This window comes from Magnetococcales bacterium (assembly GCA_015231755.1).
GTDB lineage: Bacteria > Pseudomonadota > Magnetococcia > Magnetococcales > Magnetaquicoccaceae > Magnetaquiglobus.
This window is the reverse complement of record JADGAZ010000023.1, coordinates 34,829-47,891: the sequence shown is the minus strand read 5'-3', so window position 1 is coordinate 47,891 and position 13,063 is coordinate 34,829. Positions and strand designations below refer to the sequence as shown.

Below are 13,063 nucleotides of genomic sequence, written 5' to 3'. Positions count from 1 at the left end.
AAAAGCCTTGGGTCAGCAGTCAGCATTGCACCCAGGGCAAGCCACGCAGACGCCAACCATTGACGCTGGAACGGTGATGATGTTCATCCCGGTCCCCCTCGAACCCTTCCAACACGTGAAACACCTGCTCAAAGCCCTCCTGGATCAGCAGGTTGCCCGCGTCGATGGAACGATGCCCCGACCGGCAGATCAAAACGATCCGTCGGTTCTTGTGGTGGGCTGCCAGCAGCACCTCCCGGACGAAACGGGGATTGATCTCGAAATCCGGGGCGTCCTGCCACGGAATATTAAGAACATGCGGAGGACTGCCGACAAAAAAATGTTCCCCTTCAGAACGGATGTCGATGAAAACGGTTTGCGGGTCCGTCACGCATTCAAAAGCGGCTTCGGGGGTGAGTTGACCCAGTTTCGGGTGTGCCACACTGTGGGGAGACGATGGAAGTCTGATGATTGGCGCAGTCATGTGGAGAGGCTTTCCTTGTCGTGAATGAAGAGAGTCATTCCGGTTGCTTGGTGCGAAAGATACGGTGGCAGGAGTCACAGGATTCACGGACCTTCTTGATTGCGGATGGCAATCTTTCCTGATTCCCCTTCAACCATTGTTCGGAAGCGGACACCAGTTCCTTGGTCGCCAGAAAGCTGCCTTCCACCAGGGAGGTGAACGTTTTCTGGTCCTGCCAGGGTTTGGATTCCACAGAACCGGACTTGCCCTGCGGCGTATCCGGATAGACATGATCCAACAATTGCGCGCTGGACCTGAGCGCATTGGCATGTCTGAGGAGATTCTCAGCGTATTGATGGTTCTGATTGGCCGAAAGCATCTCGATGGCTTTGAGATGCAGACGCAGAACGGACATGACCGCGGATTGATATTCCTGCAAGTCGTTTCCAAATTCGGATGCGGTGGCAGGCATAACAGAATAAACACTCAGAAGAAAAGTCAGCATCAACATTTTTGTCGTTTTCATTTGTTCTTGCGCCTCCCTGTCAAGATGTATGATTGGCAATAAAAACCATGCACCATTCATGTCGATCGATCATGGTAATGCATGGTAGCATGCCAATAACACAACAACAAATAACAGTTTGCTATTAAATAATCTCGTTTCAAGATCAACTCATGAAAGAAGCACAGAACAATCCTCAATGTTCAGGTACAACCCATCATTCTGATCCATAACGGATTGGATTGAATGGCATCGCCGCGTGACAAACGAACAAAGAAAGAAAACGACTCGTTCTTACCGGTCGGGTTGCCCGTGCCCGGTCGCCGACGCGGGTGCAATCGAAGGAAAAATCGGAGCGTGTGGATTGTGACAGGTGGTACAACGCCATAAAATCCGTGGTCCGTCCCAAAAATCCGCCCGTTTTCCATGCACCCCGACACGCCACTCCTTGAGCTGGCGACCGTGACACATACCGCACAGACGATAAACCTCCTGAAAGGAGGCGCTGTTTCCTTCCGGCAATACCAGTCGTTCGGGGGTGGCCGATTGGTGGCAGTCCAGACACCACAGATTCGGACCATGGTGCAAGGTGATGGCCTTGTGGGGAAATTTCAGGGTTCGGCGTGTGGGATTGGATTGGCGCCATTCATGACAGGAGTGGCACTCCTTGGTGGAAGTCTGGCCGACACTCTGCACCTCGGTTCCAGGTTGGGCAGGATCGGCACTGGCGATACGCATGACCAGCCACAACAGAGCAACCGTGAACCACGGCAGATTGAAAACCGCCCGCAAAAGTTTCCGATTCATCGGGTGCGCGCCTCCACGGCAAGGATGATTCTGACCAACAGACTGAACAAAAACAAAACCATGGCCATGATCGCCAGGGTGACGCGATACTCGATCCATGTCGGATGATAAGAGGCCCATTCGCCCAAAGGCGTGGGCAAAAATCCCCCAACGATCAATCCCACCCCTTTTTCCATCCAGATTCCGGCAACGGTCAGCAGTGCCGCACACACCAACCAGCCATGCGTCACCCCACGCCATAAAGCCCACAAAGAGCCGACAGTGGCGCATACCTGCAATGCCCAGGCTCCTTTCATCCAGAGACCATGAAACGGGGTATCCCCCTGCCCACTCCAGAGGGATTGCATAAACAGGCTGTGTCCAGAGGGACGATGAAAGGCGACAAAAAACTCGGATGCCAAAAAAATCAAATTGATCAGCAATACCGACGCCATGACGCGGGCAAGCAGGGTCCAGACCGGATCGGCCACGACCAATCCCGCGACATGACGCAGGATTACCAGGGTCAGAATCATCCAGCCGGATCCGGCCGCCAAGGCGGTGACAATAAAGCGTGGCGCCAGCAAGGCAGTGTTCCAGAATGGACGGGATGGATTGCCCGCCAACAAAAAAGCGGTCACGACATGAATCCCGATCCCCGCCAATACGGCAACCAGGATCCAGGGCAGCAGCCGATGGGACTCAGGATGGATACGGGTCTGAAGCCTGTGACGCAAATGCCAATAGCCCAAACCCGCGTTCAGAAACAGGTAGACCAGCAGCACCAGCAGATCCCAGGAGAGGATCGATGAGGGAAAATGGGGGGTGCCGACAAAGGGCAGGCCATGCCAGAACCGTTCCGGTCGGCCCACATCGACCAGAATGAACAGCAAACTGGCGCACACCGCGCAAACGGCCATCGCTTCACCGATCAGGGCCACGGTTCGCCACTCCTGCCCTGCCCACACAAGGGCCGGGACCACCAGAATGATGGCCGACGCCGCGATCCCGACAAAGAAAACAAACTGGCCAATATACCATCCCCAGGAGACGGCATCGCTCATCCCGGTCACGGACAATCCTTCCGTCTGCTGCTCCACCCAGCCCGACACGCCGGGAATCGCCAGCATGGCCAAAAACAACAACCAGATCCGATAGCGCCATCCGCCGCTCCAACCCATTCCGAGCAAAACGCGCAAGGTACCGGTTTCCCCGGATCGATCACGAAAAATCATGGAATCAGACATCGGTGAAGTACCAGAATTTGGGTTCCGTATGCAGCTCTTCTTTGAGCCGATAGACCGTTTTATGCTCAAGCACATAGCGCAGTTCACCCTCCGGATCCAACAGATTGCCGAAGATCCGCGCTCCGGTGGGACAGGCCTCCTGACAGGCCGGCTGTCGGCCCTGTCGGGTACGTTGCAGGCAGAACGTACACTTTTCCATCACACCCCGCATGCGGGGACGATTGCCCAGATAGTGGGTCTCGGACACCATGCGCGCTGCGGGGACCAACGGCTCCCGCCAATTGAAACGACGCGCCCAATAGGGGCAGGCGGTCTGACAATAACGGCAGCCGATGCACCAATCGTAATCGATGACCACCACCCCATCCGGTTCCTGCCAAGTGGCGCCCACCGGACAGGCCTGCACACAGGCGGGATCCTCGCACTGCTGGCACTGCACCGGCAGATACCAACGATCCGGTTCCGGCACGGTGGCGGGATTGAACCCGTGATCGCCTCGGGTCAAGTCCCAACTGCCCTTGGGCAGGGAAATGACGCGAATATAGGGCTGATTGTGCTCCGAACAGTTGTTCTCCCGAAAACAGGCTTCAACGCACCGCCTGGCACCGATGCAACGGGAGAGATTGAGCGCGAAACCAAAGGTCACCTGATTCCGGGGCGGGGTATTGACACAACGAATCGTCACCCCCTGGCGGCGCCGGGCCCGACGTTCGATGCGGGCCAAAGCCTCCTGGATCTCCTCGGGAGTCATCCGCTGATACTGTTTTTGCAACAGGCCCTCCAGGGTGTCTCCCAACGTTTCAGTCAGGGATGAATCCATGGACGCAAGCACCCCGGCTCCGGCCACGGTGGCGACCGTCGCCGTGGCACCACACAAGAAGGTCCGTCTGTTCAAAGGTTGGGTCATGGGATGCACCCCGTCACACAGTCATACGCTTTGAAAGGAGTCGGCTCAATCGAACCGATCACCGGTTGACGATCAAAACCGGGCAGACGGCCTCGCCGATGATCCGTTCGATCACACCCCCCAGGATTCTTTCCCGCAACGTGGTGTGTCCAAAACCACCACCGAGGATCAAATCCGCATGGATCCGACGGGCGGTCGCAATCACCCGGGTGGATGGCTCTCCATCTTCCACCAGTCCATCCACGGTGAGGCCTTCGCGTTTGGCAAAATTCACCACCCGCGCCACCGCTTCCTTGGCCAAAGCGCGACGCTCCAGGGCGTGTTCCGGACGGTTGACGGTCATGACGGTCAAGGGCAACCGGCCCACCCGTGCCAGCCGCAACGCGGTGGCTGCCGCCGCATCGCCGTGACGGGATCCATCGATGGCCAACAGAATGCGCTCGCGCCAAAAAAGCGCGTTCTGCGGCACCACCAGGACTTTGCAGGCGCCCCGGCCCACCACCCGACTGGTGGCCTGACCCACCAGAAGCCGGGACCACAAACCACGACGTCCCCGTCTGCCCATCACCACCACATCCGCGCACAACGCATCCGCGGCTTCCAGAATGGCATCCGCCGGATCCACGCCATAACGCAATTGCACGGCACAGGTCACACCCCGCAAGGCGCACTGTTCCCGGACGGCATGCAGATGCAACAAGGCGTCGTCTTCATCCTTCCTGAGCCGACCAGGAGCCGTGGCGGCGTATTCATCGTTGTTCACCACCATACGCATGACGTGAACTTCGGCATGACACAAACTGGCCAACGACATCGCCACCCGATCGGCGCCCTGGCTGTAGTTCGACCCTTCCGAAGCCAGCAGAATGCGCTCGAAACGGTTGGTTGGGGACAATTGCTCTTCCATGCTGCGTCTCCTTCCGGCTTTCAAATCGAGACAACGTTTGCCTTGGGATCGTCGGCGAAAATCCGTACCCGCCTGGGGTGGGCAAACACCGTATCCCCCGGTTGAAAGCGATATTGTTCGTACTGTTCCCGGGTCAACTCCACATCAATGCGACCCGCACCCTGCAAGGACTCCAATCCCAACCGCACGACCGCGCCGAGTGGACGCATCTGGCGCACCACGGTATGCCAGGTACTCTGTCCATTGGGATGGCGCTCCAACTGCCAATCGTGAGAACGGATGCAAATCACCTGAGCGGATGACATCGTGTCCGCCGCCAATGCCGAACCGGGAGGTGTTTCCAGCAAAATCTCGCCTATCCGGGTGGCGCCGTTTTCCATGCGACCGTGAAACAGATTGGCTCCACCCATGAAATCGGCCACAAACGGCGTGGCGGGATTGGCCAGCAACTCCTCCATGGTACCGCTTTGTTCGATGCGCCCCTGTTTCATCACCACCACACGTTCCGCCACCTCCACGGCTTCTGTCTGGTCATGGGTGACGAACAAGGTGGTGACCGGCACCAAAGCATGCATCTGACGCAACCACTGCCTCAAATCATGACGAACACGGGCATCCAAGGCTCCGAACGGCTCATCCAGCAACAACAAACGCGGTTCCGCCGCCAACGCACGGGCAAAGGCGATCCGCTGCCGTTGTCCGCCAGACAGTTGGGCCGGGTGACGACTGGCCACCTGTTCCAATTGCACCATGGCCAGCAGATCCATCACCCGTTTCCGGATGGACGCCTCAGACAGACGTTGCCTGCGGGGTTTGAGCCGCAGACCGAAGGCGACATTCTCAAAAATGGTCATATGGCCAAACAGCGCGTAATGCTGAAACACAAATCCCACCCGTCGTTCCTGAACCGGCGTGCGGGTGGCGTCCACACCATCAAACTGCAGCAGCCCCTGATCCAGTGGTTCCAAGCCGGCGATAATCCGCAACAAGGTGGTCTTGCCGCAGCCGGATGGCCCCAACACCGCCACCATTTCACCCGCCGGGATCTGCAGATCCAGATGATCCAGGGCCAGATAACGCCCAAAATGCTTCATGGCGCCTTGCAGTTCGATTTTCATCGGTTCGTGACTCCTCACTTTGATTCCATGCTCTTGACCTGTTCCTGCTGTCGCTCCATCCAGACCTTGCACACCAGCGTCACCAGGGCCAACGCCACCAGCAACGAAGCCACCGCAAACGCCGCGGCTCCTTGATATTCGTTGTAAAGGGTCTCCACATGCAGCGGCATGGTATTGGTCAATCCGCGAATGTGGCCGGAGACCACGGAAACCGCGCCAAATTCCCCCATGGCGCGGGCGTTGCACAAAATCACCCCGTAAAGCAATCCCCAACGGATGCCGGGCAAGGTGACATGCCAAAAAGTCTGCCACCCGCTGGCTCCCAACACCCGCGCCGCCTCTTCCTCCTGCCGACCACGGGCCTGCATGATCGGGATCAACTCTTTGGCCACAAAGGGCAAAGTCACGAACAGCGTGGCCAGGACAATCCCCGGTACCGCAAAAATGATCTTGATCTGCCGTTCGTTCAGCCACTCGGCCATCCACCCCTGGGCACCGAACAGCAAAACGAAAATCAGGCCGGAGATCACCGGTGATACGGCAAACGGGAGGTCGATCAAGGTCACCAGAAAGTTTTTGCCGCGAAACTCCTGTCTGGCAACGGCCCAGGCCGCGCACACCCCGAAAACCAGATTGATGGGAACCACCAACAGTGCCGTCAACAAAGTCAGTCGGATCGCCGCCAGGGAGTCCGGATTGGACAAGGCACTCCAATAGACATCAATCCCCTTGCTGAAGGCCTGCACGCCAATGAAAATCAACGGCAGCACCAGAAACAAGGTCAGAAACAGCACCACAATCCCGCTCAGGAACCAACGGACCCACACCGGATCCCGCGTGACCTGACCACTGTGTCGCGACCAATCAAGGACCGTACTCATGACTTGAATTTCCAGACCCACTCAAACAGGGTAACGACGACTCATCCACGCCTGCATCAGGTTGATGAGCAACAACAACAAGAAAGAAGCGGCCAGCATGATCATGGCCAGGGCCGTGGCCCCGGCCACGTCGTACTGTTCCAGATGGGTGACGATCAGCAATGGCACGATCTCCGATACGAACGGACGGTTGCCGGCGATGAAAATCACGGATCCGTACTCTCCCAATCCACGGGCAAACGCCATGGTGAAGCCGGTCAGCAAGGCCGGCATCAAGGTGGGCAGAGTCACCCGCCAGAAGGTCTGCCAACGACCGGCTCCCAGGGTGGCCGCCGCCTCTTCCATCCCGCCATCCACGGCCTGCAACACCGGTTGCACGGTGCGCACGACAAAAGGCAGCCCGATGAACGTCAACGCCAGCACAATTCCCGAAGGCGTATACGCCACCGGAATACCGATCCGCGCCAGCAAGGAGCCGATCCAGCCGGTGGGCGCATAAAGAGCGGCCAGGGTAATTCCGGCCACGGCGGTCGGCAGGGCAAAGGGCAGATCCACCAGGGCATCGAGAATTTTCTTGCCCGGCAAAGGATAACGCACCAATACCCAGGCGGTCAGAAGACCCAACACCCCATTAATCGCGGCAGCCGTCAGCGCGGTGGAAAAACTGACCTGAAAAGCGGCCAATACCCGAGGCGAAGCGATCATCCGCCAAAACAGCTCAGGCCCGGGTTGCAGACTCATCAAGATGGTCAGCGACAACGGCAGCAACACGATCAAACCGAGATAAAAAAGCGTGACACCCAAGGTCAACGACACCCGGTCATGACAACCGATCCGTTTCATGGCTTGGCCGGAGGTGCCATCATCCGGTCGAACTCACCCCCATCGGCGAAATGAATCTGTTGCGCCTGATCCCAACCTCCGAACACGGCGTCGATGGTGAACAACTGGATCGGTTCAAAAATTTCAGCCGCTTTTCCGGCTTTCTCCGGATAGGCGGGACGGTAAAAATGTTTGGCCACAATCTGTTGACCGGCTGCGGAATACAAATATTCAAGATAGCCCTGGGCCACGGTGCGGGTTCCCCGTTTGTCCACCACCTGATCCAACAACGCGACCGGTGGTTCCGCCAGGATGCTCAACGACGGATTCACCCGCTCGAACTGATCCGGACCCAGCTCCTGAATGGCCAGATGGGCTTCGTTTTCCCAGGTCAACAACACATCCCCGATGCGCCGTTCGACAAAGGTGGTCGTGGCCCCCCTGGCTCCGGAATCGAGCACCGGTGCATTCTTGAACAGTCGGGTCACGAAGGCCCTGGCCCGTGCCGGATCCTGATCGTTGTGTTTCAGGGCATAACCCCAAGCCGCCAGATAATTCCAACGCGCGCCACCCGAGGTTTTGGGATTGGGCGTGATCACCTGGATCCCCTCCCGGATCAGATCATTCCAGTCGTGGATCCCTTTGGGATTGCCTTTGCGCACCAAAAAGACGATGGTCGAATAATAAGGCGCACTCTGATTGGGCAGTCTCTGACGCCAGTTTTCCGGCAACAGCTTGGCCTTCCGGGCGATGGCATCGATGTCATAAGCCAAAGCCAGGGTGACGACATCCGCCTCCAAACCGTCGATCACAGCCCTGGCCTGCTTGCCGGACCCCCCATGGGACTGTTTGACCGTCACCTGATCTCCGCTTCTGGCCTGCCAGAATTGGGAAAAGGCACGGTTGAATTCCTGATACAACTCCCGTGTCGGATCATACGAAACATTCAACAGACTCACCTCGGCGGCATGGGCGGCCAAGATTCCTGCGGCAAGAACCGTCACCGTCGTGACGGAAAAAATGATTTTCTTCAATTTCGATCTGATTGAAGAGTGCATGACTGGATCCTCCCTGGATGACACGTTCACAGCCTATTATATTAGTTTAGTCCGATTCAAACGACGATCCGCACATCCGTCCCACCCCCCCCGCATGACACCCGAAGGTCGCTCATGCGGGGGGATTCACGGATCCTATCTGAATCAATCGCAGGAACAAGGCATGGGGAGACCGGCGATCTTCAGCGCCTGCATGACCGGTCCACAGGGATACAACTCATACAAGTAACGAATGTTGGCTTTTTCCTGGCCCATGCGCTTGCCGACCGCCTTGAGCAGGGTTCGGATCATGGGCACGATTTTGTACTCTTCATAATAGGAGCGCAAAATCTCGATGACCTCCCAATGGGCCTCGGTCATTTCAACATCTTCACGATGTGCAATCAAGGCGGCCACATCCGGATTCCAGTCCGCAAGATTCACCAGATAGCCGCTGTGGTTGAAGGTGTAGGAATGATTGTTTAACGTTACGCTGGTCATGGTCACTTCTCCTTGTCAATCATGGGGGGGGGTGGGAGAGGAGGCTGTCAGTCTTTTGTGTAGAATCGCGAAGCCATGCTCTCTTTTTGTGCGGTGCATGATAACAAAGAACAAGAAAAAGTGATAATGATATAAAAATATTATACAATCTCCATCAATGCTAAATCAGTTCTCTTCAACACCAATAAAATGTTCAATTTACCCCTGTTCCGACCCATCCATCAAAAGAAAACAGGAGCCATCAAACCGATGCGGCGCTGGAGTCCCTGCCCTGCTCCAGACCGATCTCCGTGTCATCCAATCGGGCGTAACGAAAACCGTTACGCCCGTTCTGTTTGACCGCATACATGGCCTGATCGGCCCGTTCGAGCAACATTTCCACGGTGTCACCGTGTTCCGGAAACAAGGCGATGCCGATGCTGACCCCGATGGCGCAGGAGGTTTCCTGAATCAGGAACGGTTGTACCAGACTGTGGACAATTTTTTCGGCCACGATGGCGACATTCAAGGCATTGGGCAGGCCTTCGATCACCAATCCGAATTCATCCCCACCCAAACGGGCCAGCAAATCCGAGGCACGCAAGGTCTGTTTGATCCGATGCGTCACCATGAGCAACAATTGATCCCCTGCGGCATGTCCCAGGGTATCGTTGACCTGTTTGAAACGATCCAGATCCAGCAGCATGACCGCCAGAATGGAACGGGAACGAATCGCCAGGGTATGCAACTGCTCGGCGTGTTCCCGGAACAACGTCCGGTTGGGCAAACCGGTCAAAGGATCATGATGGGCCAGATGCTGCAAATGCGCTTCCATGCGCTTGCGTTCGATCACCCCGGCCAGGGTATGGGCAATCGTGGTCAACAGGGCGATCTCGTCGGGATTCTGACGATGATTCTTGTCCAGATGCAAGGTGAGAATCCCCAAAGGACGCCCTGATGAAAGAATCGGGATGCAATAATGGCCATGTCGTTCGGTTTCAGCGTGGTCAATCACATGCCGTTCATCCCCATCATCGGCAAAGACAATCTGACCCGAGGCCAAAGATGTGCCGCACAGACAGTAACCGGGCGCCACCTGCGCGCACAACTGTTGCTCGGTATCGGAAAAACCGATGTGGGCGACCAGTCGCAACGCTTCCGACTCTCTTTTGTCCACCAAAAAAATGGCGATATCGTTGTTCCAGACCCGGAGCCAGGGAATGCTGCGAATGATCCGCAATGCAGTTATGAGATAACTGTGAAGACTCAGAGGCAACAATGAAGTTTCCAGCAACGCATTGATGGCGGTCCGTGACATGATGCTGCGCACATCCGCGCTTTCCAGGCGATCCAGGGTCTGGGCCAGGGTGTTGACCGTGGCGCCGATCTCATCCAATTGATCCCCATTGCCCGCCAAAGGCACCTGCCTGGAGTAGTCCCCCTCGGCACATCCTTGCAAGGCGTGGATGATTTGGGCCGTTCTGCCCATGAGCCAGCGCAAGAAGAAAAAAATCGCCCCGACCAACAGGATCGACGCCAACAGACTCACCACAATCAGGGTCCATCGGTTGGCCTCGACCACCCGACGCGCATCGGCCACGATCTCTCCACGCAACAGCCCGGCGGGAGAAGAGAGCCGTTCCACATCCCGGATCACCCGAGTGACCGCCTGCGTCAGGTGCAGATTGCCGACCCGCAATTGTTCGTTGTCCCGGAACAGGGTCTGCAACAGGGCATACAACGAGTCTTCGTCCTCGACCAAAAGACGCGGCATGTTGTGAAAATGAACCTCCAACTCCACCGTCAAAGGCCGCAGTTCCGAATGGTCCGGCACCTTTTCCTTCAGGTAGGCCAACGCCTCCCGGATCACCCCCAAAGCCTGATCGATGCCATTGGAGCGAATGCTGATCAACTGATCCTGCTGTCGTTCCATGATCAATTGCCGACTGAGCAGCGCCAGGGTCAGACTGCCATAACGGATTTTGGTCGTGGCATCCTGAAGATCGGGTCGAATCTCCTGCCACTGTTGCCGCAGCCCAGCCCAGGCCGCCGGGTCTGCCGACCCCTTGTCCAGCAAAGGACGCAGCCGCCTTTGGGTACGCTGCTCTTCCAGACGGGCCTTGCCTGCCAGGGCTTCGGCCTTTTGAATCATGGTTTCCGCTTCCTGTTCCACCTGCCGGGAGCGTTCCTCCAGCAAGGTGATCCCTTGCAGCCACTGTTCCCTCTGCTCGGTCAGGCGTGTATCGGCATACAGCAGGTTGTCGAAATTGTGATCCAGATCACCGAGCAGCTTTCTGGAGGATGGAAATCTCTCCAACAGCTTATCCAGATTATGGCGTTCCCTCCGGAAACTCTGTTCCAAAGGAAGCCGGGGAGGAATACGGGCGAATTCGGCATACGAGGTACTGGTCATCATCTCGTGTTGCCGGTCGGTCAAGCGCATCACGGTTTCCAACACGCCGCGCACCGCCTCGCTGACCGGAAAAGCCTCCTGGAGCAACTCTTCCTGGTACTGGGCCAGCCGATGATTCGAGACCAAGGCCACGCCGGCCAGCAACAGAATCGCAATCCCGCTTACCAGTCCCAATCCCAACAACATGCGACGAATGCTCAACGTCAGACCGAACGCCTTGAAGAATCCCTCCCGATGCCATGCCGACGCATGCGAATTCGTCATCATTCACCACGCCTTCTTCCAGTCCAAAGGGACGAATTGTCCATTGCGATAGATCGTGGGCCAGACATGATGGCTGGCTTGATGCTCTTCCCGACTCAGATGCAGCCCGGACCCCATGCCGATATCCACCTTTCCCAGACTTTCCAGGGCATCGAGCACCCCTTTGCGGGTTGGATCCGGACCGACCTTTTCCAGACCCAGAGTGAACAACCGCGCCATCAGATACCCCTCCAACGACAGGTAACCCGGCGTGATACCCAACTCCACCATGAGTTGTCGATATTCCCGCACCGCCGGGCTGTGGTCGTCGAGGGAAGGCACCACCTGGGTGACGATCACCCCTTCAGCATCGCCGCCCAACTCCCGGACCAGGGGTTCACTGCCGACAAAGGAGACCATGAGAAACACGGTCTTGGGCAACTCTTTTTTGGCCAGCCGCACAAAAGCCGCGCACGGCTTGTAGGAGCCGACCAGAATGATCGCCCGCGGTTCCACCGGAGCCGCCAGAATCACGCCCAATCCCTCTTCCACGTTGAGGGTGTTGCGGGTATAGCGTCCATGGGGCAATTTGTCGCCCTGCCGGTAACCCATGGCGTTCAAGGTCTCCAGGGCCCCATGATAACCATCATCGCCAAAGCTGTCGTTCTGGGTGAAAAAGGCGATCTGCTCCGGACGAACGCCGGATTCCAACAATCCTGTGACCATCGCCGCCGTCTCTTCACGGTAGCTTGCGCGAAAATTGATGATATGACGATCCGGGGGTTGTTTGCGCAGCAGGGCACCGCCACTGTAGGCACCAAACAGCACGGTGTGGGCTTGTTGGGCAATCGGAACGGTCACGACCGCCGTCGGAGTGCCGACGTTGCCGATCAGGGCCAGGACATTCTCTTTTTCGATCAGTTGTCGCACATTGGGGGCGGCGCGGCGGGGTTCGTAACCATCATCCAGGGCAATCAGGCGCAACACATGTCCGTGTACGCCCCCGCTGGCATTGACCTGCTCCAGCCTGGCCTCGACCCCCTGACGGATTCCGGTGCCCAGGGCCGCCGCCAACCCACTGAAGGCCGAAGACATGCCCATTTTCAGTTCATCAGCCCAGACCGCTCGGATCGGTGCCAGCACGATCACCATCCATACCCATGGCCACACACCCGATCTTTTGATCATGCATTCTCCTTTGGAAAACGACCTCTCAACTCTCGAATCCCTGGATTCGGAGTGGAGTTGACCTCCCCATGCGCGCAGAGTCTGACC

The 13,063-nt window shown here is 57.2% G+C and carries 13 protein-coding genes; all 13 read right to left on the bottom strand.

Going from position 1 to position 13,063, the window contains the following annotated elements:
* Positions 1-19: 19 nt before the first annotated feature.
* Positions 20-463 (bottom strand): rhodanese-like domain-containing protein, encoded by a 444-nt coding sequence (locus HQL98_13965; GenBank protein MBF0273151.1) that lies wholly within the window; start codon positions 461-463, stop codon positions 20-22.
* 34 nt (positions 464-497) lie between these two features.
* Positions 498-1,028 carry a cytochrome c gene (locus tag HQL98_13960; GenBank protein ID MBF0273150.1) on the bottom strand — a complete coding sequence of 177 codons (531 nt, stop codon included), beginning with the start codon at positions 1,026-1,028 and terminating at the stop codon, positions 498-500.
* 213 nt (positions 1,029-1,241) lie between these two features.
* A complete protein-coding gene (locus HQL98_13955; GenBank protein MBF0273149.1) occupies positions 1,242-1,754 on the bottom strand; it encodes a hypothetical protein in 513 nt (170 codons plus the stop codon).
* Complete coding sequence (gene nrfD / locus HQL98_13950) at positions 1,751-2,932, bottom strand: polysulfide reductase NrfD (protein ID MBF0273148.1); 1,182 nt, start codon at positions 2,930-2,932, stop codon at positions 1,751-1,753. The genes HQL98_13955 and nrfD overlap by 4 nt, the downstream gene beginning before the upstream one ends.
* A 40-nt stretch (positions 2,933-2,972) precedes the next feature.
* Positions 2,973-3,887, bottom strand: a complete 915-nt coding sequence (locus HQL98_13945) for a 4Fe-4S dicluster domain-containing protein (GenBank protein ID MBF0273147.1) — start codon at positions 3,885-3,887, stop codon at positions 2,973-2,975.
* Between the two features lie 58 nt (positions 3,888-3,945).
* The gene (locus tag HQL98_13940; protein ID MBF0273146.1) at positions 3,946-4,794 is read right to left on the bottom strand and encodes a universal stress protein; all 849 of its coding nucleotides are present in this window, start codon (positions 4,792-4,794) and stop codon (positions 3,946-3,948) included.
* A gap of 20 nt (positions 4,795-4,814) precedes the next feature.
* Positions 4,815-5,912, bottom strand: a complete 1,098-nt coding sequence (locus HQL98_13935) for a sulfate/molybdate ABC transporter ATP-binding protein (protein ID MBF0273145.1) — start codon at positions 5,910-5,912, stop codon at positions 4,815-4,817.
* 14 nt (positions 5,913-5,926) lie between these two features.
* Positions 5,927-6,793 carry a sulfate ABC transporter permease subunit CysW gene (cysW, locus tag HQL98_13930; GenBank protein ID MBF0273144.1) on the bottom strand — a complete coding sequence of 289 codons (867 nt, stop codon included), beginning with the start codon at positions 6,791-6,793 and terminating at the stop codon, positions 5,927-5,929.
* A gap of 21 nt (positions 6,794-6,814) precedes the next feature.
* Positions 6,815-7,636, bottom strand: a complete 822-nt coding sequence (cysT, locus tag HQL98_13925) for a sulfate ABC transporter permease subunit CysT (GenBank protein MBF0273143.1) — start codon at positions 7,634-7,636, stop codon at positions 6,815-6,817.
* On the bottom strand, positions 7,633-8,673 hold the full coding sequence (locus tag HQL98_13920; GenBank protein MBF0273142.1) for a sulfate ABC transporter substrate-binding protein: 1,041 nt from the start codon (positions 8,671-8,673) through the stop codon (positions 7,633-7,635). The genes cysT and HQL98_13920 overlap by 4 nt, the downstream gene beginning before the upstream one ends.
* A gap of 144 nt (positions 8,674-8,817) precedes the next feature.
* Positions 8,818-9,153: a TusE/DsrC/DsvC family sulfur relay protein gene (locus HQL98_13915; protein ID MBF0273141.1), complete on the bottom strand. Its 336-nt coding sequence runs from the start codon at positions 9,151-9,153 to the stop codon at positions 8,818-8,820.
* Between the two features lie 241 nt (positions 9,154-9,394).
* Positions 9,395-11,812, bottom strand: a complete 2,418-nt coding sequence (locus HQL98_13910; GenBank protein MBF0273140.1) for a diguanylate cyclase — start codon at positions 11,810-11,812, stop codon at positions 9,395-9,397.
* On the bottom strand, positions 11,813-12,976 hold the full coding sequence (locus HQL98_13905) for an ABC transporter substrate-binding protein (protein ID MBF0273139.1): 1,164 nt from the start codon (positions 12,974-12,976) through the stop codon (positions 11,813-11,815). It lies immediately after the preceding gene.
* Between the last annotated feature and the right edge of the window lie 87 nt (positions 12,977-13,063).